Origin of the sequence: Pseudoalteromonas sp. T1lg65 (assembly GCF_051930985.1) — a bacterium.
Lineage (GTDB): Bacteria > Pseudomonadota > Gammaproteobacteria > Enterobacterales > Alteromonadaceae > Pseudoalteromonas.
On sequence record NZ_CP196837.1, the window covers coordinates 1,435,137 to 1,461,100 of the forward strand.

Below are 25,964 nucleotides of genomic sequence, written 5' to 3' on the forward strand. Positions count from 1 at the left end.
CACGAAGTGAGAGAAAATTGCGAGTAACGAGACCTAACCACTGGCTTAAATGAATAAATTTAAAGCAGGACGAGTAAGCGAACAGTAAGCCAAGGCGATTGAATATTTTTCAACCGTCCCTTATTTACTTACAAAATTTTGTGATCAAATAATAAACAGGATTTTAACGAAGGAGACGAAAAATGAACATAAAAAGTAAACTTGTATTAGCTGGCGCGTTGTTGTTTTCAACCATAGCAAGTGCTGCAACTGGCTATAGCGCTTATGGTGGAACTGAGGCAGAAGCTCGTCAAGCAGTGGAAAACTGGGCTAATGGGAGAGCGGTGTCAATTACCTGCAGACGTTTATCTATGGGAGCTCCTTGGCAGTGCACTGGAACGTTAGTGAGTAACGGTGGCGGTGAAGTTGTACGTGTGCAGGCCTATGGGTATTCTGAAGCGAATGGCACGGCAAATGCGATCGCCGCTTGGCAAGCTAAAACAGGTTCATCACGTTACCCCTCGTACCGTTGTGAAAATATCGGTGTTGGCCCAGGTTGGCTTTGTTACGCTTGGGGTTAATTTTGGCTTACAGAAAGTAACTTTTAGTTTGCTCAAAGTGCCAAGCAAAATAGTTTGGCACTTCAAGTTGATAGAAGTGTTTAGTGCTCAATCACTCTATCAATCGTTTCATCACTACGAAGTGTAAGGATCTCAACACCGTTATCAGTAACCAGCAAGGTGTGTTCCCACTGTGCTGACAAACTTCTGTCTTTAGTGACCACGGTCCATTCGTCTTTTAACAGTTTGCATTGACGCTTACCTGCGTTGACCATTGGCTCGATAGTTAAACACATACCTGCTTTTAACACTTCCCCAGTGCCCGGCTTACCGTAGTGCATCACTTGTGGCTCTTCATGGAACTCTTTACCAATACCGTGACCACAGTATTCGCGTACAATCGAGTAATTGAAACCTTCGGCAAATTTTTGAATGGCTGAGCCGATATCACCCAAGCGGACCCCCGGTTTTACCATTTTAATTGCTAGATATAGGCTCTCTTGGGTAATTTCACTTAGGCGTTTACCTTGAATTGTTGGCGTGCCAACGTAAAACATCTTGGATGTATCGCCGTGATAGCCATCTTTAATTACAGTCACGTCAATATTAATGATGTCACCTTCTTTTAGCGGCTTATCATTCGGAATACCGTGACAAATAACATGGTTTACCGAAGTACAAATAGATTTAGGAAAGCCGTGATAGTTCAGTGGTGCAGGAATCGCTCCTTGCTCATCAACGATATAATTGTGGCAAATCGTGTTTAATTCGTCAGTAGTGACCCCTGGCTTCACATAAGGCTCGATCATTTCTAGTACTTCCGCGGCTAAGCGCCCGGCAACACGCATTTTTTCGATTTCTTCAGGGGTTTTTATCACTGCACTCATTCAGACTCCAAGTCGGTTTCGATGAACAATTAATATGCACGTTTTTTATGCATATGATTGAGTTAATTCTTTATATATGGTATAAAGCGCGCCGTCATTTTACAAATAATTCTTCCTTGTGGGGAATGTTTGTATTTAGGACAACACACATTTAATTAATATTAACACACACACATATCGACACATACACTTGGGTGCATGAAAGCGATAATCGCCAACATGTTGGTGCTATGGGATATGTGGAGGCCTAACCCTAACTATTAGAGGAAATATACAATGGCAAACGTTTCAATGCGCGATATGCTTCAAGCTGGTGTTCACTTCGGTCACCAAGCTCGTTACTGGAACCCTAAGATGAAACCTTACATCTTCGGCGCTCGTAACCGTGTTCATATCATCAACCTAGAAAAGACAGTACCTTTATTCAACGACGCTCTTAAGTTCCTTTCGAACGTTGCTTCTAACAAAGGTAAAATCCTTTTCGTTGGTACTAAGCGCGCTGCAAGCGAAGCAGTTAAAGAAGCGGCTATCCAAAGTGAGCAGTTCTACGTAAATCACCGTTGGTTAGGTGGTATGTTGACTAACTGGAAAACAGTTCGTCAATCAATCAAGCGTCTTAAAGACCTTGAAAGTCAAAGCCAAGACGGTACTTTTGAGAAGCTTACTAAGAAAGAAGCACTAATGCTTACTCGTGAAATGCAAAAGCTTGAGAAAAGCCTTGGCGGTATCAAAGACATGGGCGGTCTTCCAGACGCTATCTTTGTTATCGATGCAGACCACGAGCACATCGCTATCCGTGAAGCTAACAACCTAGGTATTCCAGTAGTATCAGTAGTTGATACTAACTCAAACCCAGACGGCGTTGACTTCATCGTTCCTGGTAACGACGACGCAATCCGCGCTATCCAGCTTTACACTGGCGCAGTTGCTGCAGCTATCACTGAAGGTCGTGAAAGCAACATCGTTGCTCAAGCTGAAAGCGACGACTTCGTAGAAGCTGAGTAATTACCTGATAGGTATTAGCTGTCATCAAGTCTTCATCAATTTTTGATGAAGACTTGATATTCTTTATAAGCGATAGACTGCTTATCCCGTTGTTTGCCGAGGACGACTTGAAAAATAACGGATCTAAGCCAACCCCGAGTTGGTTTTTCAAGAACTGAATTCAGATTTGAGGATATTCTAATGGCTGTAACTGCTGCCCTAGTAAAAGAACTTCGTGAGCGCACAGGCGCTGGCATGATGGATTGTAAAAAAGCACTAACTGAAACTAACGGTGATATCGATCTTGCAATCGAAAACATGCGTAAAAGTGGTGCTGCTAAAGCTGCGAAAAAAGCAGGTAACATCGCTGCTGAAGGTACTATCATCATCAAGCAAGGCGAAGGTTTTGCTGCACTAGTTGAAGTTAACTGTCAAACTGACTTCGTTGCAAAAGACGGAAGCTTCCTAGGTTTTGCTAACGAAGTTGCTGACGCAGCTGTAGCTGAGCAACTAAGCATCGAAGAATTACAAGCTAAGTTTGAAGAAACTCGTGTTGCTCTTGTTGCTAAGATTGGTGAGAACATGAACATCCGTCGTGTTGCTTACATCCAAGGCGAGAAACTAGTTTCTTACCGTCACGGTGAGCGTATCGGTGTTGTTGTTGCTGGTAACGCTGAAGAAGAAACGCTTAAGCACGTAGCTATGCACGTAGCTGCTTCTAAGCCTGACTACCTAAACCCAGAAGACGTACCTGCTGAAGTTGTAGAGAAAGAAAAAGCAGTACAAGTTGAAATCGCGATGAACGAAGGTAAGCCTGCTGAAATCGCTGAGAAAATGGTTGTAGGTCGTATGAAGAAGTTCACTGGTGAGATCTCTCTTACTGGTCAACCGTTCATCATGGAGCCTAAGAAGTCAGTTGGTGACTATCTTAAAGAGAACAATGCAACAGTTTCTTCATTCGTTCGCCTAGAAGTAGGTGAAGGTATCGAGAAGAAAGAAGAAGACTTTGCAGCTGAAGTAGCAGCGCAAATCGCTGCGGCGAAAGGCGAGTAATCACTTAGGTGATTCGTCTAGTGATGCAAAAGCTGATATTTGCTTTTGCGTCACTGCTGAAAATTCTCTAAAATAACCGCGCATTTATGTGAATCATAAGCGCGGTTATTTTTTACCTCACTTTAAATTGGCCCGGAAATTATGACTATCAATCGAAAACCTGTTTTTAGACGCGTTCTTCTTAAGCTTAGTGGTGAAGCTTTAATGGGAGATGAAGGCTTTGGTATCGATCCTAAGGTGTTGGATCGCATGGCGCAAGAAATCAAAGAGTTAGTAGAACTCGACGTAGAAGTGGGTTTAGTTATCGGCGGCGGTAACTTCTTACGTGGTGGCTCTCTTGCAGAAGCTGGTATGAATCGAGTAGTGGGTGACCACATGGGAATGTTAGCGACAGTGATGAACGGCTTGGCAATGCGTGATGCATTACACCGTGCTTTTGTTAACGCTCGTTTGATGTCTGCAATTCCGCTGAATGGTGTTTGTGACGCGTATAATTGGGCTGAAGCGATTAGTTTGTTGAAATCTGGCAGAGTGGTTATCTTCGCCGCAGGTACGGGTAATCCATTCTTTACCACAGACTCTGCAGCATGCTTACGCGGTATTGAAATTGAAGCAGACACAGTGATTAAAGCAACCAAAGTTGACGGTGTTTTTAGTGATGACCCGGTTAAAAACCCAGATGCAACACTGTATCGTCATTTGAAGTATGATGAAGTAATTGAAAAAGAATTAAAAGTTATGGACTTAGCGGCATTTACTTTGGCGCGTGACCATAATATGCCAATTAGTGTATTTAACATGAACAAACCTGGCGCGCTAAAACGCGTTATCATGGGTGAAGAAGAAGGTACTCTGATTTCTTCACAGGTAGCTGAATAATTTTTGCTGATTATGTAAATTATGTTGCGTTGTTTTGATTGCTATTATTGTAGTAAGTACAACGCAAACAGACTAAGCATAACAACGACAGACTAGGATAGCATTGTGATCGAAGATATTAAAAAAGACGCGCAAGAGCGCATGAAAAAAAGTGTTGCAGCATTAGCAAGCCAACTATCTAAAATTCGCACGGGTCGCGCTCACCCTGCGCTTCTTGATGGCATCACCGTTTCTTACTATGGTGCAGATACGCCATTAAATCAGGTGGCTAATGTAACCACAGAAGACTCTCGCACACTGGCTATTAGTGTGTTTGATAAATCATTAGCGCAGGCTGTAGAAAAAGCGATTATGTCATCTGATCTGGGGTTGAACCCAATGTCAGCGGGCACTGTGATTCGTGTTCCACTTCCTCCGTTAACGGAAGAGCGTCGCAAAGACTTAATCAAGATTGTACGTGGTGAAGTTGAGTCAGGCCGTGTAGCGGTGCGTAATATTCGTCGCGACGCAAACGGCGATATTAAGTCTCTGCTTAAAGATAAAGAAATATCTGAAGATGAAGCGCGTCAGGCGGAAGATGATATCCAAAAGTTGACGGATAAGTTCGTTAAAGAAATGGATACACAACTAAGCGCGAAAGAAGCAGAGTTAATGGAAATTTAAACACTGATTATTTATCATCCAATGTCATTTGTAGATGTACGAATATCGATTTTTTTATAATCAATCAGTTCGTATCTAGTTGGGTACAAAGATAAATTAATTAGGTATGAAGCGCCGTCTAGGGTATACTGGACGGCGTTTTTTTTCACTTAAATTGGAATTATGGTTTTAGAAGCTGAGGTCATTTCACAGCAATCATTGCCAAAGCATGTTGCTATCATTATGGATGGTAACGGTCGTTGGGCTCAAGCCAGAAAACGCCCACGCGCTTTTGGCCATAAAAAAGGTGTTGAGTCAGTTCGAAATGCAGTCCAGTTTTGTTCTAAATTGGGCATAGAGTCGCTCACTCTTTTTGCTTTTAGCAGTGAAAATTGGCGTAGACCTGAAGATGAAGTCAGCACGCTCATGGAGCTGTTTCTCTACGTGCTGTCAAAAGAAGTCAAAAAACTACATAAGAACAACGTAAAATTAACTATTATTGGTGATCTTTCTCGTTTTCCAGATAGCCTGCAACAACGTGTGAATGAAGCCCAAGCATTGACCAAAGACAATACTGGGCTTTACTTAAACATAGCTGCGAACTATGGTGGGCGCTGGGATATCACTCAAGCTGCGCAAACGCTTGCAGCACGAGTGGCAAGTGGAGAACTACAAGCAAGTGAAATCACAGAGAAGCTGATGTCGGAACAAATGGCGATGGCAGAACAAGCGGATCTTGATTTACTTATTCGTACTGGTGGAGATTATCGGATTAGCAACTTCCTGTTATGGCAAGCAGCTTATGCTGAACTCTATTTTACACCAACACTCTGGCCTGATTTTGACGAACAAGCTTTTTCAGAAGCAATAGCGTGTTATGTCTCAAGAGAGAGAAGGTTCGGTTGTACGGGTGAACAAATAAAACAACTCCTAGCCGAGAAAGACGCAACAAGTTAAGGGCTCTAATTTGTTAAAACAACGTATTCTAACGTCAGTCGTGTTAGCGCCGCTGGCTTTACTTTTGGTGTTTTATACACCGCTTGCGCTATTTAGTACAATTGCAGCATTAATTGTATTGCTTGGTGCTTGGGAATGGTCAGCCTTAGCTGGACTCAAATCCAATATGCAACGCTTTGGTTTTGTCGCAGTGATGGGTGGCATTATTGGGCTGTTGAATAGCCACTGGCCTATTGAGCACCTGTGGCTGCAGGGCAAGCTCGTTGCTGACGCCAATTATGTTTTTACCCTGTCTTTTGCATGGTGGCTCGTAGCTACCTTTTTGGTATTTAAATATCCGCGAATGTCTAGTGCATGGAGTGAAGGCGTAATGATGCGCTCAATTGCAGGCTTGTTGACGTTGATCCCTCTCTGGCTTGCTTTAAACGTAATGCGTAGTGCAAGTTACCACGAAGGCGAGCATATTGGCTCCATCCTCATAATGGTGGTGCTTGGCATCGTATGGAGTGCAGACATTGGTGCTTATTTCGCGGGGAAAAACTTCGGTAAACGTAAACTGATGCCAAAAGTAAGCCCGAATAAAACCATTGAAGGGTTAATTGGCGGCGTGATCACAGCTGTAATTTTTGTTGTTATCTTTTGTCATTATGCACAAGTGGAGAAAAGCCTGTGGCCAATCTACGCTGCAATGACCATTATTATTGCGTTGTTTTCTGCCGTCGGAGATCTGTTAGAAAGTATGTTCAAACGTGAAGTTGGACTGAAAGACTCTGGACGTTGTTTGCCCGGTCATGGTGGTATTTTAGATCGAATAGATAGTTTGACTGCCGCAGCACCCATTTTTGCGTTTTGTTACGCATGGACGGTGGTGTTATGAGTGCTCAGCAACTCGTGGTACTTGGCGCGACCGGTTCAATCGGCTTGTCGACCTTAGATGTTGTTGAACGTAATCCGTCTCGATATCAAGTTTACGCTTTAGCAGCAGGGCGTAACGTTGAAAAAATGGCGCAACTGTGTTTCAAGCATAAGCCTCGCTACGCCATTATGGACGAGCAAGCTGCCGCCAAGGCCTTAGCCGATATACTTGCAAGTACTGAAACTGAAGTACTAGCGGGGGTGGTAGAAATGCAAGACATCGCTTCCCATGTCGATGTTGATATAGTGATGTCTGCTATTGTTGGGGCCGCAGGTTTACTTCCTACGCTTTCAGCAGTCGAAGCCGGTAAGAAAGTTTTATTGGCGAATAAAGAATCTTTAGTGATGAGCGGCCAGCTGTTTATGGACAAAGTTAAGCAGCATGGCGCAACATTGTTACCGATTGATAGTGAGCACAATGCAATTTATCAATGTTTACCACAACAGGCACAAAACGGAAGTGTAGACTCGATTCACAAATGTGGGATCAGTAAAATATTACTAACGGGCTCAGGTGGTCCATTTTTGCACCGTGATATCAAGTCTCTCGAATCGGTTACCGTAGAAGAAGCTGTCGCCCATCCCAACTGGTCGATGGGGCAAAAAATCTCAGTTGACTCTGCGACAATGATGAATAAAGGTTTGGAATTCATTGAAGCGAAATGGTTATTCAATTGCCAAGCTGATGACATCGAAGTTGTTATTCATCCACAGAGTATGATCCACTCTATGGTGCAATATCGTGATGGCTCAGTGATTGCCCAAATGGGACAGCCAGATATGCGTACGCCAATTGCTTATGGTCTGGCTTACCCAGAGCGCATCGACGCTGGAGTTGAGCCTTTAGATTTCGCAAGTATTGTAGACTTCACTTTTACCAAACCGGACTATGCTCGTTATCCAAATTTGCAGCTCGCAATCGATGCATGTTCTGCGGGGCAGGCTGCAACGACAACGTTAAATGCTGCCAATGAAGTCGCCGTAGCAGCGTTTTTAAATAAGCAAATTGGGTTTTGTGATATTTATCGAGTAAATGCGCAAACGCTTGAGCTGAGTGAGCTCTCCGTATTAAAATCCATTGAATCAATAATGGAAACAGACCGCCGTGCAAGGCGAGTCGCTGAGCAAATAATTGCTTCAATGAGGTAGCGAATGTTCGAATTTTTCTGGCACTTAGGCTCATTTATTCTCGCACTTGGCATTTTGGTTACAGTTCACGAATATGGGCATTTTTGGGTGGCCAGAAAAGCCGGGGTTAAGGTACTTCGTTTTTCAATTGGCTTTGGAAAGCCGCTGTTAAAGTGGCATGATAAGCATCAAACTGAATATGTCATTGCAGCCATCCCTTTGGGTGGATACGTCAAAATGCTCGACGAGCGTGTTGATGACGTCCCTGCAAGTGAACGCTCACTCGCCTTCAATAATAAGTCGGTTTTAGCACGTATTGCAATCGTACTTGCTGGACCAATGGCAAACTTTATTTTTGCGGTGTTTGCATTAGCGGTCATGTATATGGTTGGCGTTCAGAGTGTTAAACCGGTAATTGGACAGGTTACACCACAGAGTATTGCCGCTGAAGCGGGGTTTCAACCTGACGACACTATTTTGTCGTTAGATGAAGAAGTCGTACATTCATGGCAAGACGTTACTTTTGCTTTAATGGCGCACTTGGGCGAGCCCTCGTTAACCGCGAAGGTCACTGACAGTGATGGCCGAATAACTTACAGAACACTAGCTTTAAGTCAATGGCGTTTAGATAAGCAAGACGAGGCACCACTGACGTCTATCGGTATTACGCCTTATCGTCCTCCACTAACTTTGCAACTGGGATATCTTGAGCCTGGGGCTGCCGCCGAACAGGCTGGTTTGCAACAAGGCGATTTGCTCATTTCCTTAAATGGCCAGCCTCTAGAGTCTTGGTCACAATTCGTAGCGCAAATACAGAAATCTGCCAATCAACAACTCACAATTGAAGTCGAGCGCGATCAACAGCGCCTATCGTTACAGGTAATACCTCAAGCAAAAACTCAAGAAAATGGCTTAGTTAAAGGCTACCTTGGGGTCGTTCCATTGATGGAAAAGTGGCCGAACGGATACATAGAAACTAGACAATATGGCTTGCTAGGTAGTATGGTGCTGGGCATTAATAAAACCTATGACCTGATCACGCTGAGTTTTGACATGATTGGTAACTTGCTGACAGGTCAGGTATCGGTCAAAAACTTGAGCGGACCGGTAGGTATTGCGGTCAGTGCAGGAAATAGTGTTAGCTATGGCTTAGTCGCGTTTTTGGGCTTTTTAGCACTAATAAGTGTGAATTTAGGGGTTTTTAATTTATTACCTCTGCCGGTCTTGGATGGCGGGCATTTAATGTATTACTTAATTGAACTAATTCGCAGAAAACCGGTCTCTGAAAAGACGCAAGAGTTAGGATTTAAAGTGGGCGCCATGTTGCTACTTGGTCTAACGTTTTTTGCATTATTTAATGATGTTTCTAGGCTATAAAGCCTTGCGGTGTGTTTTAGGCTCGTTGGAATCAGATAACTTCAATGAAAAATCAGTATCCTGCAATACTGACGTTATCCGAGAGCTTGCCTGTAATATATCGCGCCAATTGTTGTAAGGGATAAAGATAATAAAATGCCTATAAAAAAACAGATAGCAGTAACTAGTTTACTGGGCGCTAGTTTTGCAGCCTTGGGGCAAAACTCCTTTATCGTTGAGGACCTTAAAGTCGAGGGACTACAGCGAGTTGCGTTGGGTGCAGCGTTAACTCACATTCCAATTAATGTAGGCGACAATATCGATCAATATACGATTTCTCGAACGATTAAAGCCTTGTACAAGTCTGGTCATTTCGATGACATTTCTGTATTTAAAGATGGCAACCAGGTCATCTTTAAAGTGAAAGAGCGGCCGACTATCAGTGCTATCAATTTTGAAGGCAATAAAGATATCAAAGATGAACAGCTGACAGAAAGCTTAGAGCAGCAAAACATTCGTCAGGGTGAGCCTTTAGATAAAACCGTTATTGATAGTGTCGAAAAAGGACTCATAGAGTTTTTCCATAGCATTGGTAAATACAACGCTAAAATAGACATCTCAGTTATTGAGTTACCTCGTAACCGAGTGCAGCTAAAGTTTGAGTTTGATGAAGGTGATGCGGCTTCGGTTCGACAAATCAACTTAGTCGGTAATGAGTTGTTTTCTGATGAAGAGCTATTAAAGCTAGTTGAATCAAAGCAAGATTTGCCGTGGTGGAGGTTTATGTCTAACGACCGCTACCAAAAGCAAACTATTGAAGGTGATTTGGAGAAAATCCGTAGTTTTTATCTAGATAGAGGCTACCTGCGCTTTAACATTGAGTCTACCCAAGTTTCAGTCAGTCCTGAACGTGATTCAGTTTATGTAACCGCTAACCTAACTGAAGGTGAGCAGTACAATGTCAAAGGCTTTGATTTCATCGGTGACTTATTAGGTCGTGAGGAGCTTATCCGCAGTATTGTGCCATTGAGAACCGGCGAGTTGTATAACGGTTCATTGGTTACAGCAACGGAAGATTTCATCAAAAGCTACCTTGCCCGATTTGGCTACGCCAATGCTGAAGTAAGAACCATTCCAGAGATTGACGACGAAACCAAAGAGGTTCAACTTACCCTTTCGGTAAACCCAGGAAAACGCGTTTATGTACGACGTATTATGGTTAATGGTAACCAAACAACATCAGATGAAGTTGTAAGACGTGAAATGACGCAATTGGAAGGTGCTTGGTTGTCGAACCAAAGCCTTGAACGCTCAAAACTGCAGATCCAACGTTTACCTTATATGGAATCGGTTGAATTTGAAGTTAAGCCTGTAGCGGGTATTGAAGATCAAGTGGATGTTGATTTTTCGGTAAAAGAGCAACCTGCAGGTACTTTTCAGTTTGGTATCGCTTATGGTGAATGGGCTGGTTTACAGTTTAACGCTGGGGTAAGTGAGTCTAATTTCTTGGGGACGGGTAATCAGCTAGCCTTTAACATCAATACTTCAAAAGGTTCTGAGCGATACAGTGTTTCTTATACTGATCCGTACTTTACGCCAGATGGGGTTTCTCAAGGTAGTAGTTTATTCTACAGCAAATTTGATGGCCGTGATTTTGGTATCGTTGATTATAATTCAACGACTTATGGTCTAGGCACTAACATTGGTTTCCCTATTAACGCGATTAACCGAGTGAACTTTGGTGTTCGTTGGATAGAAGAAAGTCTCTCTCAGATTCAAGACTTTGAACAAACACGTGTGATGCTGTTAAGTTTCAAAGATCGTGAAGGTAACTATGACTTCACAAAGTATGAGTTAAGTTTAGGTTGGTCGAGAGTGACGGTGAACCGAGGTATGTTCCCAACGGATGGTTCCAGACAGAATGCTTCATTGAGCATGACTACACCAAATTCGGATCTAAACTACTTTAAAGTTAATTATGATTCACGTTTTTACTGGCCAATCAGCAATGATCACCGTTGGGTCTTCTCAGCTCGAGCTTCTCTAGGTTATGGAAACGGTTATGGTGAAACCAACGGCTTTGAACAAGTGTTACCGTTCCAAGAATATTTCCGTATTAGTGAGCAAGATCTGAGAGGCTTCGAACGTAATACGATTCTGCCGTTGGCTATTAGCAGAAGAAACAGTGAGCTCCCGCCGTCGCTGAATCCTGACGGAACGACAGGCGCTCCAATTGCTTCGGACTCAGAGTTTGATACATTGGGTGCTGGACGTCGCATTGGTGGTAATGCCAAAGCCACTGCTGGTATTGAACTCATTGTTCCAACGCCATTTTTGGATGATGAAAACACCAGTTCAGTCCGTACTAGTTTCTTTATTGATGCGGCAAATGTCTGGGATACAGAGTTTGACGTTGATCGTTACACTAACTTGTCAGAAAGTGATTATAACTTGTTGTCAGACTTCTCTGATCCAACACGTTTTAGAGTTTCTACTGGGTTATCGATTCAATGGATCTCACCAATGGGACCAATGTTGATTAGTTTCTCGCATCCGTTGAAAAAAGAAGAAAATGATCAGACAAAAGCGATCACCTTCAATATTAGTAATACATTCTAAGGAGTTTATTTTGAAAAAATTGTTTAAATCATCGGCTTTAGCGATGACCGCAGCACTAATGATGGGTGCATCAGGTAACGCCCTAGCACATAAAGTTGGCATTGTAGATATGCAAGCAATCTATAAGCAGTTACCACAAATGGCTAAAATTGAACAAACACTTCAAGCTGAATTTGCAGAACGTCGTCAAGAAGTTGAAAAGCTGCAAGGTGATTTGCGCTTTGAAGCTGAAAAGTTCAAGCGTGAGAGCACGACGATGAGTGAAGAGCAAAAAGAAGAACTTCGCGGTAAAATTCAAAATATGCAAAAAGCACTTGCAGAAAAGGGTCGTCCTTTAGAGCAAGATATTAAACTACGTCAAAATCAGGAACTAGCAAAGGTTCAAAGTATGATTATCGAAGCTATCGAATCAGTTGCTAAAAAAGGTAACTTTGACGAAGTTAAAGTAAAAGATACGACAATCTACTTCAATCCTGATAAAGTAACAGACCTTTCAGACAAAGTTGTTGAAGTGGTTAGTAAAAAGTAATGACCAAACTTTATTCCTTAGCTCAGCTTGCTGAGTATTTAGGTGCGCAGTTGCAGGGTGACGAAAATCGAAAGATTCGAAATATCGCCACACTAGCAACTGCCAATGAAGATCAAATAGCATTTCTTGCGAATAGCAAATATCGCAATCAGCTAGAGTCTACCAAGGCTGGTGCAGTGATACTTTCGGCCCGAGATGCTGACAGCTACTCGGGTAACAAACTCGTCATTGAAGACCCTTATGTTGCCTATGCAAAGCTTGCTCAAAAGTTAGATAGTACGCCTTGTGCGGCAGACTCTATCCATGCAACGGCGGTCATATCTGATACTGCGACTTTAGGTCAAAATGTTAAAATTGGTGCAAACGCAGTGATCGAAAGTGGTGTCGTGCTTGGCGATAACGTTGAGATTGGCGCAGGCTGCTTTGTTGGTAAAAATACAACGATTGGTGCAAGCACAAAATTGTGGGCAAATGTTTCCGTTTATCACGATGTTGAAATCGGACAATCTTGCCTTTTCCAATCTGGCGTTGTGGTTGGTAGTGACGGTTTTGGTTATGCCAACGAACAAGGTGAATGGCTGAAGATACCTCAGCTTGGCTCTGTTGTAATTGGTGACAGAGTTGAAGTGGGTGCCAATACTACGATAGATCGTGGTGCACTAGGTGATACTGTTATCCATAGTAACGTGATTTTAGATAACCAAGTTCAGATTGCACACAATGTAGAAGTTGGTTATGGGACTGCAATGGCTGGTTCGGCGATTGTGGCAGGCAGTACAGTTATTGGTAAATACTGTCAAATTGGTGGTATGGTTGCCATTAATGGTCATATTGAGATTTGTGACAAAGTCATGCTCACAGGGCGCACTATGGTTACCAAAAATATTACCGAACCGGGCGTGTATTCTTCGGGGATGCCGCAACAAACAAATAAAGAATGGCGCAAAGCTATTGCGAATCTGCGTGGCTTGTCAGATATGAAAGCTCGCATAAAAGCGTTAGAACACTTAACTCAGTCGCTCAAAAATACTGACGTATAAAAAGGAAGCTATTTTGGCCAACGAATTAAACAGCTTTGATATTCAAGAAATATTGAAATTACTACCTCATCGATATCCGATGTTATTGGTTGATAAGGTTGTTGATTACAAAGCCGGTGAATACTTGCATGCGATTAAAAATGTCACAGCAAATGAACCGATTTTTACTGGACACTTTCCAGGACAGCCTATTTTCCCCGGAGTGTTGATTTTAGAATCATTGGCACAGGCCACCGGGTTGTTAGGTTTTAAGACTGTCGAAAATCGCAGTGACAATGAACTATACTTGTTTGCAGCTATCGACAATGCCAGATTTAAGCAGCCAGTTATGCCCGGCGACACCATGCATTTGCATGTTGAGTTCGTTAAAGAGCGCAGAAACATCTGGAAATTCCAAGGCGAAGCAAAAGTAGATGGTAATATCGTCTGTAGCGCTGAGCTAATGTGTGCAAGAAGAGAGTTCTAATGTCAATTCATCCTACTGCTATTATCGAGCCAGGTGCGCGTTTAGGTGAGAACGTTTCTGTCGGACCATATAGCTACATTGGAAACGATGTGGTCATTGGTGATAATTGTAAAATAGAATCCCATGTTGTTATTAAAGGGCCATCAGAGATAGGCTCGGGGAATCATATTTTCCAATTCGCTTCTGTCGGAGAAGCCTGCCAAGATAAAAAATACAAGGATGAACCAACCAAACTGATTATTGGTGACAACAATGTCATCCGTGAGTGCGCAACGATACATCGAGGCACCATACAGGATGAAGGGATCACTAAAATCGGTAGTAATAACTTATTTATGGCTTACACCCATGTCGCGCATGACGCAGTTATTGGTGACAATGTTATTTTTGCTAATAATGCTAGCGTCGCTGGTCATGTACACATTGGTGACTGGGTAATACTCGCTGGGAATTCAGGTGTCCATCAGTTCTGTAAAGTAGGTGCTCATGCCTTTGTAGGTATGTATTCTGGCGTGAATCAAGATGTGCCTCCATTTGTTACAACAACTGGCACGCCAGCTAGGCCTGTCGCAATTAATTCTGAAGGATTGAAGCGTCGAGGCTTCGAGTCGGAAGAAATAATGGCAACGCGCAGAGCGTACAAAACTCTATTTCGAAAAGGCTTACGTCTAGAAGATGCGGTTGAAGCTTTGCGAGAAGATGCAGCAAATTTCGCTGCTGTTCAACAGATGATAGACTTTATTGATACCTCTAACCGCGGTTTGATCCGCTAAACTTGAGAGTCAATTACCGTTATACTTACGCCATACTTCTGGGTACGCCCTCGTATGGCGTTTTTTATTTCTGAATCATAAAGATGGCTAACGATAAAAAAATTACAATTGGCATGGTAGCGGGTGAGCTCTCGGGCGATATTCTTGGAGCTGGCCTAATTAAAGCCTTAAAGCAACATTATCCCAATGCAGAGTTTGTTGGCATTGCTGGCCCTAAAATGCAGCAAGCTGGGTGTAAAACTTTGTTTGATATGGATGAACTGGCTGTTATGGGTCTCGTCGAAGTGTTGGGGCGACTGCCAAAGCTGCTAAAAATAAAAAAACACATCGTGAATTACTTTATTGATAATCCGCCAGATGTGTTTATTGGCATCGACGCTCCTGACTTTAATTTGCGGGTCGAAAAACCGTTGAAAGCCGCTGGAATTAAAACGGTTCAATATGTTAGCCCCAGTGTTTGGGCATGGCGCCAGAAACGTATTTTTAAAATAGCGGAAGCAACCAATCTCGTCTTGTCATTACTACCATTTGAAAAAGCCTTCTATGACAAACATGAAGTACCTTGTAAATTTGTTGGACACACGCTTGCGGATGAAATCCCGTTAGAAATTGACACTCACGCAGCACGTCAGCAGTTAAACCTAAAACCAGATGATAAAGTGCTCGCGTTATTGCCGGGGAGTCGAGGTTCTGAAGTTGGTTTGCTGAGTCATACTTATTTGACCACCGCAAAAAAGTTAGTGGATAAAATCCCAGGATTGAAAATAGTTGTTCCCTTGGTAAACGAAAAACGCAGGGCGCAATTCACTCAAGCGCTCGAAGAAGTTGCCCCGGAACTAAACCCAATTCTGTTAGACGGTCAGTCGGCATTAGTGATGCAAGCCGCTGACGCAATATTATTGACTTCAGGAACAGCAACTCTAGAAGCTATGTTGTATAAAAAGCCGATGGTTGTTGGCTATAAATTTAACGCGACCAGTTATTGGATCTTCAAAAACTTTTTCACTTTCAATGTTAAATATTTTTCCTTGCCAAACTTACTTGCAGACGCACCATTGGTGCCTGAATTTTTGCAAGCAGAGTGTAATCCTGATGCTTTGAGTGATGCACTTTTCCCACTGCTAAAAGGTGACAACAAAACACTTATAAAACGCTTTCACGAGATCCATGAAGGTATTAGGTTAGACGCAAGTAAACAAGCTGCATTAGCAGTTGTGGAGTTGATTAATGCAAGTTGAACGTCCTGATGTGCAGTATATTGCAGGCGTAGATGAAGTTGGTCGCGGACCATTAGTCGGAGATGTGGTGACAGCCGCCGTAATTTTAGATCCCGCTAAGCCTATTTTGGGCTTAACCGACTCGAAGAAACTCAGTGAAAAAAAGCGTAACTTACTGGCCGTGGAAATTAAAGAAAAGGCGCTATGTTACTTTATCGCCAGAGCAAACGTTGCTGAGATTGACAGTTTAAACATACTGCATGCGACGATGTTAGCGATGAGCCGAGCTGTAGAAGGACTGGCGATTAAACCGCAACACGTATTTGTTGATGGTAATCGCTTACCTAAGTTAGAAATGCCTGCGACCGCAGTCGTTAAAGGCGATAGCTTAGTTGCAGAGATCAGTGCAGCGTCAATCTTGGCTAAGGTAACGCGTGACGAAGAAATGTTAGCCTTAGATGCGGAATATCCACAATATGGATTTGCTGGACACAAAGGATATCCAACCAAAGCCCATTTCGAGGCGTTGGCAAAGCTGGGAGTGACACCTCACCATCGTACCAGCTTTAAACCGGTTCAACGCATTTTGGCACAAAGAGGTAAGTAAGGCATGCCAACTCCGGGATTTGTACACCTCCGAGTACATAGTGATTTCTCTATGGTTGATGGCTTGGCTAAAACTAAGCCAATTGTAGCCAGAGCTGAAGCGCTGCAAATGCCAGCATTGGCAATTACCGATCAAATGAACTTATGTGGTTTGGTACGGTTTTATGGAGGAGCGCATGGCGCTGGAATAAAACCGATAATCGGGGCCGATCTATGGATGCGCTCAGATCAATTCCCTGACGAACCGAGTCGAATCGTTGTACTGGCAAAAAATAACCAAGGTTATAAAAACTTAACACTGTTAATTTCTGATGCCTATTTAAGGGGACATGTATTTCATCGTCCGACAATAGATAAAGCATGGCTTGCTAAGTACAAAGAAGGGTTGATCATTCTCTCTGGTGCTAAAGATGGTGACGTCGGTAAGGCACTGCTTAAAGGCAATCCTAAGCTCATCGAAGAAACGGTTAGTTTCTATCAGCAGCACTTTGCTGATCACTTCTATCTTGAATTACAACGAACCATGCGTCCACAAGAAGAAGAGTATTTGCATGCAGCTGTCCAATTGGCCGCAGAACTAGACTTACCTGTTGTAGCAACGAATGAAGTGGTGTTTTTACATCAGCAAGATTTTGACGCACATGAAATCCGTGTGGCGATACATGACGGCTATACGTTAGAAGATAAAAACCGCCCCAAGCGTTTTTCAAGTGAACAGTATTTGAAGACCGAAGAACAGATGCATGAGCTGTTCAGCGATATTCCAGAAGCATTAGCAAACTCCGTTGAAATAGCCAAGCGCTGTAACGTCACGGTACAGCTGGGCACCTACTTCTTACCGGATTATCCTACAGGTGATTTAGCCATTGAAGACTTCTTGGTCAAGGTTTCCAAAGATGGCTTAGAAGAGCGTTTGCAGTTTTTGTTTCCCGACGAGCAAGACAGGCAAGAAAAGCGCAAAGAATACGATGAGCGCTTGCAAATAGAACTCGACGTAATCAACCAAATGGGATTCCCTGGATACTTCTTAATCGTAATGGAGTTCATTCAGTGGAGTAAAGATAATAATATTCCAGTGGGTCCAGGGCGAGGCTCTGGTGCGGGTTCATTGGTCGCTTATGCTTTGAAAATCACGGATCTTGACCCGTTAGAGTTTGATTTACTTTTCGAACGTTTTCTTAATCCAGAGCGGGTTTCGATGCCGGACTTCGACGTTGACTTCTGTATGGATAGACGTGATGAAGTTATTGATCACGTTGCCAAGCTGTATGGCCGAAATGCAGTATCTCAGATCATTACTTTCGGTACCATGGCGGCCAAAGCGGTTATCCGAGATGTAGGACGAGTACTAGGGCACCCTTACGGTTTTGTTGATAGAATTTCCAAGCTAGTACCTGGTGATCCAGGAATGACCTTGGCGAAAGCATTTGATGTCGAGCCTAGACTTCCCGAAGCTTATGATGGCGATGAAGAAGTTAAAGAGCTGATCGATAAGTGTCGTATTCTTGAAGGATGTACACGAAATGCCGGTAAACACGCTGGTGGTGTTGTTATTTCTCCTACCAGCATTACGGACTTTGCCGCACTTTATTGTGACGAAGAAGGTAAGTTCCCGGTCACCCAGTTCGATAAAAATGATGTTGAAACCGCGGGACTGGTTAAGTTCGACTTTCTAGGCTTAAGAACGCTTACTATCTTGCAGTGGGCATTAGATATGGCCAACGCCAAACTTGCAAAAGTAGGGCGAGAGCCGGTTGACATCAATGCTATTCCACTTGATGACCCAGCAAGCTTCAAGGTGTTATTGGCGGCACAAACCACCGCAGTGTTCCAGCTTGAATCGCGAGGTATGAAAGACCTTATTCGTCGCCTGAAGCCGGACTGTTTTGAAGATATGATCGCACTGGTTGCGTTATTCCGGCCTGGTCCATTGCAATCAGGGATGGTAGATAACTTCATCGACCGTAAGCATGGTCGAGAAGAAATTTCTTATCCTGACGCACAATATCAGCATGAAAGTTTACAACCAATACTAGAACCTACCTACGGGATCATACTTTACCAAGAACAAGTCATGCAGATAGCTCAGGTGTTAGCGGGTTATAGCCTGGGTGGCGCTGACTTGCTCCGTCGAGCCATGGGTAAGAAAAAGCCCGAAGAAATGGCAAAGCAGCGAGCAATCTTTGAAGAAGGCTCGGAGAAAAACGGGGTTGACGGCGAACTTGCGATGAAAATCTTCGACTTGGTAGAGAAGTTCGCCGGTTATGGTTTTAACAAGTCGCACTCAGCAGCATACGCATTGGTGTCATACCAAACGCTTTGGATGAAGACGCATTATCCAGCTGAATTCATGGCCGCAGTAATGTCAGCGGATATGGATAATACGGATAAGATAGTAACGCTGGTCGATGAATGTGAAAACATGAAATTGACACTTCTTCCACCCGACGTTAACGCCGGGTCGTATAAATTTGCAGTCGATGAACAAGGCGCGATTGTTTACGGCCTTGGAGCCATCAAAGGCGTTGGTGAAGGCCCTGTAGAAGCTATCCTTGAAGCAAGGCAACAAGGTGGTGTTTTCAAGGACTTATTCGACTTTTGTGCACGAGTTGACTTGAAACGACTTAATCGTAGAGTCATTGAAAAGTTAATTTATGCAGGTGCTTTAGATAAGCTTGGTCCTGAAAGGGATCAACCCGGTCGCGCAACTTTATTAGCAAGTTTGCAAGATGCGATGAAATCCGCAGAGCAACATCATAAAGCCGAGTCGTTAGGGCAAAGTGATCTTTTTGGGTTGCTGGCTGTGGAGCCTGATGAAGTTGAACAGGCATTTATCAAAGCAACGCCACTGAGTGATAAGGAATGGTTGCACGGCGAGAGAGAGACTTTGGGTCTCTATCTCACTGGACATCCCATCAATCAGTATCGAAAAGAATTAAAATATTATACATCGGGACGTTTAGTTGACTTACAACCGGGTAATCGTGATACGGTATCTACCGCAGCAGGTCTGGTGATTAATGCACGAACCTTAATCAACAAAAAAGGGGCGCGCTGGGGTTTAATCACGTTAGATGACAAAAGCGCTAGGATTGATGTGCGCTTATTCCCTGAACAGTACGAAATGTATCAGGAATTGCTGCAAATTAACCAAATATTGGTTATAACTGGACAGGTCAGCTTTGATAACTTCTCGGGGGGCATTACAATGACCGCCAGAGAAGTATGTACCATTGCACAAGCTAGAGAAAAGCGTATAAGTGCAATAAAAATGACATTAAATATGGCTCAAATTGACGCGAACTTCTTTGATACTTTCAAAAAAGTGTTGGAACCATATAAGTTTGGTACTTGCCCGATAAAGATTAAATATCAGCGTCCTGATGCTTTGGCAGAGTTAACATTAGGTACGCAATGGTGTGTGACGCCAAGTGATGATTTGTTGACCCGATTATCGCAAATGGCGGCGCAGGAATTAGAACTAGAATTTAACTGAACAGGTAGTTTAGAGCATGAGCCTCAATTATCTTGAATTTGAGCTTCCAATAGCTGAGCTAGAAGCAAAAATCAAAGAATTACAAAGCGTAAGTCGTTCTGGTGACTTGGACTTGAGTTTAGAAGAAGAAATTAGTCGACTCAAAGACAAGAACGTTGAACTAACTAAGAAAATCTTTGGCGATTTAGGCGCGTGGCAAGTATCTCAGCTCGCTCGCCATCCGCTTCGTCCTTATACTCGTGATTACATCGAGCGTATTTTTACCGAATTTGATGAGTTTGCTGGTGACCGTACCTTTGCGAATGACCCTGCGATTTTAGGTGGTGTTGCACGCTTAGATGGCAAGCCTGTCATGGTTATTGGGCAGCAAAAGGGACGTGATACCGCCGAAAAAATCAAACGTAATTTCGGTATGCCAAAGCCTGAAGGCTACCGTAAAGCCTTGCGCCTGATGGAAATGGCAGAACGCTTTAAAATGCCGATTGTCACTTTCATCGATACACCAGGAGCTTATCCAGGTGTTGGTGCAGAGGAACGTGGTCAAAGTGAAGCCATTGCACGTAACCTGAAAGTTATGGCTGCGCTTAAAGTGCCAACAATTTGCACCGTTATTGGTGAAGGTGGTTCAGGTGGTGCGTTGGCGATTGGTGTCGGCGACCGTGTTAACATGTTGCAATACAGTACTTACTCGGTGATATCTCCTGAAGGCTGTGCTTCTATCTTGTGGAAGAGTGCTGAAAAAGCCTCCGTCGCGGCAGAAGCAATGGGGGTTTCAGCGTCACGAGTGAAGGAACTCGATCTTATCAACAGCATCATTGAAGAACCGCTAGGCGGTGCACATCGGAACTATGATGTAATGGCGAAAAACCTCAAGAACCAGCTGAAGAAAGACTTAGCAGAGTTAGAAGCCTTATCTACCGAAGAGATGTTAGATCAACGCTACAAACGCCTAATGTCGTTTGGCTATTGCTAATCAACTCGATTCAGAGTAAAAAGCCGCATAACGCGGCTTTTTTCATGTAAATAACCTGAGCTTGGGATAAGCTAACTGGCACAGGCTGTATAGCTTATTTCAGCTAAGGTTTTACTTACGTTGGTTTTATCATGTCCATTATCTCGATCTCAGATTAAATAATGCAACAACATTCTCTTTATAAACACTTTGCAACGACTATGTCTGGCTTGCTTAAGTCGGAGCAGGGGCTTTGTGTGGCATTGTCAGGTGGTGTTGATTCTGTTGTTTTGCTGCACCTATGCCGACAGTTTTGTCATCAACAGCGGCTACCTTTGCAAGCGATATATGTTAATCATGGATTGTCTAAAAATGCGCTCCAGTGGCAGGCATTTTGCCAGCAATTATGTGATCAAATGCAAATCGATTTTCAGGCAATCTGCGTTACTATCGAACATAAGCCTAGAACGAGTCTTGAGGCTCAGGCGCGAGAAGCGCGCTACCAAGCTTTGGATAGTCATGCTCACCCTGGATTCTCATTGCTGCTGGGCCAGCATGGTGACGATCAAATAGAAACGTTTTTATTGCGACTGAAACGAGGTTCTGGTTTAGCTGGTCTCGGGGCAATGAAAGCGAGTAGAAAGTTAAAGTCCGGCAGACGCTGTTTACGGCCGCTGCTGACGGTTGGTCGTGAGCAAATAGAAGCTTATCGCGATGAATATAATTTGCGCCATATTGAAGATGAATCAAATCAAAATGACCGATTTGATCGCAACTTTCTTCGTAATCAAGTGATCCCGTTATTAAAGAGTCGATTTAGTGGTTTTGTACCGAGCGTGCTCAGAACTATCAGTATTTTACAGGCTCAACAGGCGCTTATTGATGAATTTACAGCAGAAGATTTAGCCGTCTGTCAGCAGGGAAAAGAGCTTTCAATCGAACGTCTGTTAGGTTTGTCTGAATCGCGTCGGGACAATGTATTGCGCGCTTGGTTGGCAGAAAAAACACACTATTCACCTAGTCAAAAGCAGCTTGCCGATCTGATTTGCCAACTGCAATCCAATAGAGCCGATAAACAAATTAAAGTGTCCTTTTCAGGCGGTCAAATTCGACAATTTCAGGACTTGTTATATTGGGTGATTCCGCAGCCCATTCTTGAAAATATTACCGTGACAGATTTTTCTGCGTTGAACACGATGACCAAACCCGTCGCTGTTATTAGCGGTAAAGGATGTCGATTGCCGTTGCCACATGAACATGTCACGATCCGTTTTAATTGTTTGAATGACAAGATCCGTCCACTGCATAAACCGGGTTCTAATACGATTAAACACTGGTTAAAAGATGCGGGGATCCCTAGCTGGGCGCGTGATCGGATCCCCGTAGTATATTATGATGACAAACCTGTACAAATCGTTGGTATAACGGTAGATGCAGATTTTTCAGCTGATTGTGGTATTAACTGGGTTGTAGAAGTTAATGACTGAGAAAAATATAGGTGTTTCTTTGGCGCAAAAAGCGCCGTTTGGATTAATCGCAATATTAGCCTTATCTATTGTGTTGTCGGTGTTTGAGCCAATTAGTATTGAAAATTTAGGCTTAGCCTGTGTTTCCGGCATTGCATCGTCTGTGTTGCTGCTTCTGTATTGGCATGGTAGAGGTGGTGTGTACTTTATTTTGGGCTTATTAGCGCCTTTACTTGCGGTGATGTACTCGGAATTACCAACTTTTGTTTCTTTGGGGTGGGTAATTAGCGGGTTTTTCTTGGGCTTTTGTATCGTGTTAATCGTGCATCAAATATATCAAAAGTCAGCACAGCGTTAGGGGACGCAGGCTGACTTTGGTTATCAAACTCATTAAAATAGATTAAACCGCTCTAGCACAGTTTCGACCAGCGGCTTTAGCACGATATAAGCCGCCATCAGCACGAGCAAACAAGTTATCAATGTTGTCGTTGCTCGATGCGAGGGTAAAACCAATACTCGTTGTAACATGGTATTGAGTGAGCATGGGTGAATTTCTGACCAGAACCATAATGCGCTCGGCGATCACTTTGTTGGTGGTAAAAGCTGGATCATCGATTAGCACTGCAAACTCATCCCCTCCGAAGCGGAAAACGCCATCAGTAGTACGCGTTGACGATTGCAAAATATTGGCAAACTCTCTCAATACATCATCGCCCGACTTGTGCCCGTGCACGTCATTGACTTGTTTAAAGTTATCTAAATCTAATAGCATCAGGCTGAATCTGCGCTGTTGTCTGCGACAAGACTCGATTCTTTCTTCAATACTTTGATTGAACTGGCTACGATTATACAGTCCAGTCAAAGAATCTCGGGTAGCGAGTTTCAATACTCGACTATACATTAATGCATTGCGAAGTGGGTAAATCAAACAGCTATGAGACTTTTCTAACTTGCGTTTTATAGTGTCACAAAACGGATAATCACTAAAATACACTAATTGCCCGAGATGTTCGTTGTCAATTTCGAGGTCAAAACGATGTGCAGTATGCTGATTATCGCTACTGCTCATCTCATGCACGCCAAGACTTGAGTGCAGCTCGAGTCCTGAAAACTTGATAATACGAGCCACATGCTCGGCAAATATTGTCAGGATCTTTTCTACTTCAAGTGTGGTTTGGAGTTTTTCAGCCAAACGAATAAATGCCTCGTGCCCATTTATTTGATAGCTGTTAGCACTGAACGGCAAAAAATCGCCTCTGGTTGGTAAGTTTTGCGTCAAGATATGGACATTTTCCATTCTTAATCCCCCTAAATACAACAATTCGTAACTAAGAAAGCGAAATGTGTGCCAGTATTTTAAACTGGCTTAAAAACAGTCGGTTGCTATATTTAAATGAAACAAAAATTCGTTGAACTCCCACAAGCGTCACTTTATTGCCCCTAGGAGGCCGATTGCAAAGTATATTCGTGCAAGTTTTTGCCCTTTTACTCTGTGCTGTGATATCCGTCTGGTCCTTTAAGCGGATTGGCTTGCCACCAATCTTGGCTTACTTATTAACTGGGATCATTGCTGGTAGTCACGGCGTGGGGTGGATGAGCGATAGCTATGAAATCCACTTTATGGCCGAGCTAGGAATTGTATTTTTGTTATTCAGTTTGGGTCTCGAGTTCTCGGTTCCAAAGCTAATGGCAATGCGCAATGTGGTTTTCGGTTTGGGAAGCTTGCAAGTTACTGTGACAACTCTTATCGGGATGTTGATACTGAGATTGATGCAGTATGGTTGGGTTGAGGCATTCTTAATCGCCAGTCTTGTTGCACTTTCTTCCACTGCTGTTGTAGTAAAATTATTAAAAGAATGGGGAATGCTAAATAGCAGACAAGGACAATTGGCAATTGGCATGTTGCTTTTCCAAGATATTGCAGTGGTACCACTACTTATAGCATTTCCACTTATTTCAACCGCAAGTAACCATGAGCTCGCCAGTGCATTGTTATATGCTTTTGCTAAAGGAGCATTGATTTGTATATTGTTGTGGGCAATTGGCAAGTGGTTATTGCCCCGAGTATTTAACGAAATAGCGTCAGTTCGAACAGATGAATTATTTGTGTTATCAACCTTGGTTGTTGCACTGTGTGCAGCTTCGCTAACTTATGCTTTTGGCCTGTCGATGGCATTGGGTGCATTTTTGGCCGGCATGATGTTAGGAGAAAGCCAATATCGTCATCAACTTGAAGCTGAAATAAGGCCTTTTAGAGATATCTTAATGGGACTGTTTTTTGTCACGGTCGGCATGCAGCTCAATTTACCTTATGTGACTAGCCAGTTTTTTAATATCGTTTTGGCGCTCGCCACGGTGTTAGTCTTTAAAGTGCTGATTATCGCTTCGATGGCGCAGTTAATTGGTGAACGAAGCAAAGATGCTGTTGGGGCAGGAATTTTGGTTTGGCAAATGGGTGAGTTTGGCTTCGTCTTGGTGGCATTGGCGAGCAAACACAATTTGTTAGACCAAAATACAGCGTCATTTCTTATTGCCCTGGGGGTTTTGTCTATGGCACTGACACCTTATTTAATTACGCAAACCAGCAACATTTTAAATCTACTGGGCATAGATAAAAGCAAGCAGGCCGATGATTTTAGTTCCGGGCTAGGAAGTAGTGATTTGAAGGATCATGTTGTTATTTTTGGCTATGCACGAATTGGTCAAACCATTGCACGTTTTTTGAAACCCGAAGCGATCCCTTATATTGCCATTGAACGTAATCCGCAGATAGTGCAAGAAGCTCAACTGGCTGGAGAACCGGTTATTTTTGGCTTAGCTGCACAAAAGGCCCTACTAAAAACGGCTCGGCTTAGAAAATCACGATTGGTGATAATTACCTTTGATGATTTTGAACAGACTCAAGCAGTCGTCGATGCGGTTAGAAGAAGGGCGCCAGAGGTGAAGATTTTGGTGAGAATGCAGGATGATAGCCATATGGAACAACTCAAAGCTATGGGTGTTACGGAAGTGGTACCAGAGTCTCTAGAAGCCAGTCTTATGTTGGTGTCACATGTTCTTTATATGTCTGGTGTTCCGATGCGGAGAATATTTAAACGGGTCAGTAAAGAGCGAGAAAATCGCTATCCTTATTTGCATGGATTTTTTGCCGGAGACAGTGGTGAATATCAAGATCATTCAGGTGAGCGACTAGAATATTTACATGCCATCGCATTGCCTGAGAATGCGTATGCTGTCGATAAGTCTATTTCGGATCTGGCTTTATTGGGAAAGCGTGTTGATGTCACTGCATTACGTCGAGATGGAGAAGAGATCTCTCAGCCTGATGAGAGCATCATATTAAGAGCAAACGATGTGTTGCTGTTACGTGGTAAGCCTCGCAGAGTGGAGCGCGCAGAACAGTATTTACTGGATGGACTACCATAACGAAGGAGTGCTTACGTATTGTAAGCACTGTTTA

23 protein-coding genes are annotated in these 25,964 nt (G+C 43.2%); 21 read left to right on the forward strand and 2 right to left on the reverse strand.

What is annotated here, in order from left to right; genetic code table 11:
• Positions 1–182: 182 nt before the first annotated feature.
• A complete protein-coding gene (locus ACSLBF_RS06180; protein WP_440055730.1) occupies positions 183–560 on the forward strand; it encodes a hypothetical protein in 378 nt (125 codons plus the stop codon).
• A gap of 80 nt (positions 561–640) precedes the next feature.
• Here the strand turns inward: ACSLBF_RS06180 and map are convergent, their stop codons facing one another.
• Positions 641–1,426: a type I methionyl aminopeptidase gene (gene map, locus ACSLBF_RS06185; protein ID WP_440055731.1), complete on the reverse strand. Its 786-nt coding sequence runs from the start codon at positions 1,424–1,426 to the stop codon at positions 641–643.
• A gap of 276 nt (positions 1,427–1,702) precedes the next feature.
• Between map and rpsB the strand changes: the two genes are divergently transcribed.
• From rpsB to ACSLBF_RS06280, 19 genes are all read left to right on the forward strand, one after another.
• On the forward strand, positions 1,703–2,431 hold the full coding sequence (gene rpsB, locus ACSLBF_RS06190) for a 30S ribosomal protein S2 (protein WP_440055732.1): 729 nt from the start codon (positions 1,703–1,705) through the stop codon (positions 2,429–2,431).
• A gap of 180 nt (positions 2,432–2,611) precedes the next feature.
• Positions 2,612–3,463 carry a translation elongation factor Ts gene (gene tsf, locus ACSLBF_RS06195; protein WP_440055733.1) on the forward strand — a complete coding sequence of 284 codons (852 nt, stop codon included), beginning with the start codon at positions 2,612–2,614 and terminating at the stop codon, positions 3,461–3,463.
• Between the two features lie 141 nt (positions 3,464–3,604).
• A complete protein-coding gene (gene pyrH, locus ACSLBF_RS06200) occupies positions 3,605–4,342 on the forward strand; it encodes a UMP kinase (RefSeq protein ID WP_440055734.1) in 738 nt (245 codons plus the stop codon).
• A gap of 105 nt (positions 4,343–4,447) precedes the next feature.
• On the forward strand, positions 4,448–5,005 hold the full coding sequence (frr, locus tag ACSLBF_RS06205; RefSeq protein WP_440055735.1) for a ribosome recycling factor: 558 nt from the start codon (positions 4,448–4,450) through the stop codon (positions 5,003–5,005).
• A gap of 162 nt (positions 5,006–5,167) precedes the next feature.
• Entirely contained in the window at positions 5,168–5,941 is a 774-nt protein-coding gene (locus ACSLBF_RS06210) for an isoprenyl transferase (protein WP_440055736.1), read from the forward strand.
• Positions 5,942–5,951: 10 nt separating this feature from the next.
• Positions 5,952–6,818, forward strand: a complete 867-nt coding sequence (locus ACSLBF_RS06215) for a phosphatidate cytidylyltransferase (protein ID WP_440055737.1) — start codon at positions 5,952–5,954, stop codon at positions 6,816–6,818.
• Entirely contained in the window at positions 6,815–8,005 is a 1,191-nt protein-coding gene (gene ispC, locus ACSLBF_RS06220) for a 1-deoxy-D-xylulose-5-phosphate reductoisomerase (protein WP_440055738.1), read from the forward strand. Before ACSLBF_RS06215 ends, ispC begins: the two co-directional genes overlap by 4 nt.
• 3 nt (positions 8,006–8,008) lie before the next feature.
• Positions 8,009–9,361, forward strand: coding sequence for a sigma E protease regulator RseP (gene rseP, locus ACSLBF_RS06225; RefSeq protein ID WP_440055739.1), 1,353 nt, complete (start codon positions 8,009–8,011; stop codon positions 9,359–9,361).
• A gap of 135 nt (positions 9,362–9,496) precedes the next feature.
• Complete coding sequence (gene bamA, locus ACSLBF_RS06230; protein ID WP_440055740.1) at positions 9,497–11,959, forward strand: outer membrane protein assembly factor BamA; 2,463 nt, start codon at positions 9,497–9,499, stop codon at positions 11,957–11,959.
• A 10-nt stretch (positions 11,960–11,969) separates the two neighbouring features.
• Positions 11,970–12,488, forward strand: coding sequence for an OmpH family outer membrane protein (locus tag ACSLBF_RS06235; RefSeq protein WP_440055741.1), 519 nt, complete (start codon positions 11,970–11,972; stop codon positions 12,486–12,488).
• A complete protein-coding gene (gene lpxD / locus ACSLBF_RS06240; protein ID WP_440055742.1) occupies positions 12,488–13,528 on the forward strand; it encodes a UDP-3-O-(3-hydroxymyristoyl)glucosamine N-acyltransferase in 1,041 nt (346 codons plus the stop codon). Before ACSLBF_RS06235 ends, lpxD begins: the two co-directional genes overlap by 1 nt.
• 13 nt (positions 13,529–13,541) lie before the next feature.
• On the forward strand, positions 13,542–13,994 hold the full coding sequence (gene fabZ / locus ACSLBF_RS06245) for a 3-hydroxyacyl-ACP dehydratase FabZ (protein ID WP_440055743.1): 453 nt from the start codon (positions 13,542–13,544) through the stop codon (positions 13,992–13,994).
• Entirely contained in the window at positions 13,994–14,767 is a 774-nt protein-coding gene (gene lpxA / locus ACSLBF_RS06250) for an acyl-ACP--UDP-N-acetylglucosamine O-acyltransferase (RefSeq protein WP_440055744.1), read from the forward strand. The genes fabZ and lpxA overlap by 1 nt, the downstream gene beginning before the upstream one ends.
• An 83-nt stretch (positions 14,768–14,850) precedes the next feature.
• Positions 14,851–16,005, forward strand: coding sequence for a lipid-A-disaccharide synthase (gene lpxB / locus ACSLBF_RS06255; protein WP_440055745.1), 1,155 nt, complete (start codon positions 14,851–14,853; stop codon positions 16,003–16,005).
• Positions 15,995–16,591 carry a ribonuclease HII gene (gene rnhB / locus ACSLBF_RS06260; RefSeq protein WP_440055746.1) on the forward strand — a complete coding sequence of 199 codons (597 nt, stop codon included), beginning with the start codon at positions 15,995–15,997 and terminating at the stop codon, positions 16,589–16,591. The genes lpxB and rnhB overlap by 11 nt, the downstream gene beginning before the upstream one ends.
• 3 nt (positions 16,592–16,594) lie before the next feature.
• Positions 16,595–20,086, forward strand: a complete 3,492-nt coding sequence (gene dnaE, locus ACSLBF_RS06265) for a DNA polymerase III subunit alpha (RefSeq protein ID WP_440055747.1) — start codon at positions 16,595–16,597, stop codon at positions 20,084–20,086.
• Between the two features lie 16 nt (positions 20,087–20,102).
• Positions 20,103–21,059, forward strand: a complete 957-nt coding sequence (gene accA, locus ACSLBF_RS06270) for an acetyl-CoA carboxylase carboxyl transferase subunit alpha (RefSeq protein ID WP_440055748.1) — start codon at positions 20,103–20,105, stop codon at positions 21,057–21,059.
• 161 nt (positions 21,060–21,220) lie between these two features.
• Positions 21,221–22,525: a tRNA lysidine(34) synthetase TilS gene (gene tilS, locus ACSLBF_RS06275; protein ID WP_440055749.1), complete on the forward strand. Its 1,305-nt coding sequence runs from the start codon at positions 21,221–21,223 to the stop codon at positions 22,523–22,525.
• Positions 22,518–22,862, forward strand: coding sequence for a hypothetical protein (locus tag ACSLBF_RS06280; RefSeq protein WP_440055750.1), 345 nt, complete (start codon positions 22,518–22,520; stop codon positions 22,860–22,862). Before tilS ends, ACSLBF_RS06280 begins: the two co-directional genes overlap by 8 nt.
• 42 nt (positions 22,863–22,904) lie before the next feature.
• Here ACSLBF_RS06280 and ACSLBF_RS06285 read toward each other — a convergent pair whose 3' ends face one another.
• Positions 22,905–23,801 (reverse strand): GGDEF domain-containing protein, encoded by an 897-nt coding sequence (locus ACSLBF_RS06285; protein ID WP_440055751.1) that lies wholly within the window; start codon positions 23,799–23,801, stop codon positions 22,905–22,907.
• Positions 23,802–23,956: 155 nt separating this feature from the next.
• Here ACSLBF_RS06285 and ACSLBF_RS06290 point away from each other — a divergent pair, with 155 nt between their 5' ends.
• Positions 23,957–25,930 (forward strand): monovalent cation:proton antiporter-2 (CPA2) family protein, encoded by a 1,974-nt coding sequence (locus ACSLBF_RS06290; RefSeq protein ID WP_440055752.1) that lies wholly within the window; start codon positions 23,957–23,959, stop codon positions 25,928–25,930.
• Positions 25,931–25,964 lie beyond the last annotated feature (34 nt).

Bases quoted from the DNA above. Each gene is read 5' to 3' on its own strand.
- rpsB (WP_440055732.1), top strand. From the start codon at position 1,703: ATGGCAAACGTTTCAATGCGCGATATGCTTCAAGCTGGTGTTCACTTC.
- lpxA (WP_440055744.1), top strand. From the start codon at position 13,994: ATGTCAATTCATCCTACTGCTATTATCGAGCCAGGTGCGCGTTTAGGT.
- ACSLBF_RS06210 (WP_440055736.1), top strand. From the start codon at position 5,168: ATGGTTTTAGAAGCTGAGGTCATTTCACAGCAATCATTGCCAAAGCAT.
- ACSLBF_RS06180 (WP_440055730.1), top strand. From the start codon at position 183: ATGAACATAAAAAGTAAACTTGTATTAGCTGGCGCGTTGTTGTTTTCA.
- ACSLBF_RS06285 (WP_440055751.1), bottom strand. From the start codon at position 23,801: ATGGAAAATGTCCATATCTTGACGCAAAACTTACCAACCAGAGGCGAT.
- rnhB (WP_440055746.1), top strand. From the start codon at position 15,995: ATGCAAGTTGAACGTCCTGATGTGCAGTATATTGCAGGCGTAGATGAA.
- tsf (WP_440055733.1), top strand. From the start codon at position 2,612: ATGGCTGTAACTGCTGCCCTAGTAAAAGAACTTCGTGAGCGCACAGGC.
- accA (WP_440055748.1), top strand. From the start codon at position 20,103: ATGAGCCTCAATTATCTTGAATTTGAGCTTCCAATAGCTGAGCTAGAA.
- tilS (WP_440055749.1), top strand. From the start codon at position 21,221: ATGCAACAACATTCTCTTTATAAACACTTTGCAACGACTATGTCTGGC.
- bamA (WP_440055740.1), top strand. From the start codon at position 9,497: ATGCCTATAAAAAAACAGATAGCAGTAACTAGTTTACTGGGCGCTAGT.
- lpxD (WP_440055742.1), top strand. From the start codon at position 12,488: ATGACCAAACTTTATTCCTTAGCTCAGCTTGCTGAGTATTTAGGTGCG.
- pyrH (WP_440055734.1), top strand. From the start codon at position 3,605: ATGACTATCAATCGAAAACCTGTTTTTAGACGCGTTCTTCTTAAGCTT.
- ispC (WP_440055738.1), top strand. From the start codon at position 6,815: ATGAGTGCTCAGCAACTCGTGGTACTTGGCGCGACCGGTTCAATCGGC.
- dnaE (WP_440055747.1), top strand. From the start codon at position 16,595: ATGCCAACTCCGGGATTTGTACACCTCCGAGTACATAGTGATTTCTCT.
- rseP (WP_440055739.1), top strand. From the start codon at position 8,009: ATGTTCGAATTTTTCTGGCACTTAGGCTCATTTATTCTCGCACTTGGC.
- lpxB (WP_440055745.1), top strand. From the start codon at position 14,851: ATGGCTAACGATAAAAAAATTACAATTGGCATGGTAGCGGGTGAGCTC.
- ACSLBF_RS06280 (WP_440055750.1), top strand. From the start codon at position 22,518: ATGACTGAGAAAAATATAGGTGTTTCTTTGGCGCAAAAAGCGCCGTTT.
- map (WP_440055731.1), bottom strand. From the start codon at position 1,426: ATGAGTGCAGTGATAAAAACCCCTGAAGAAATCGAAAAAATGCGTGTT.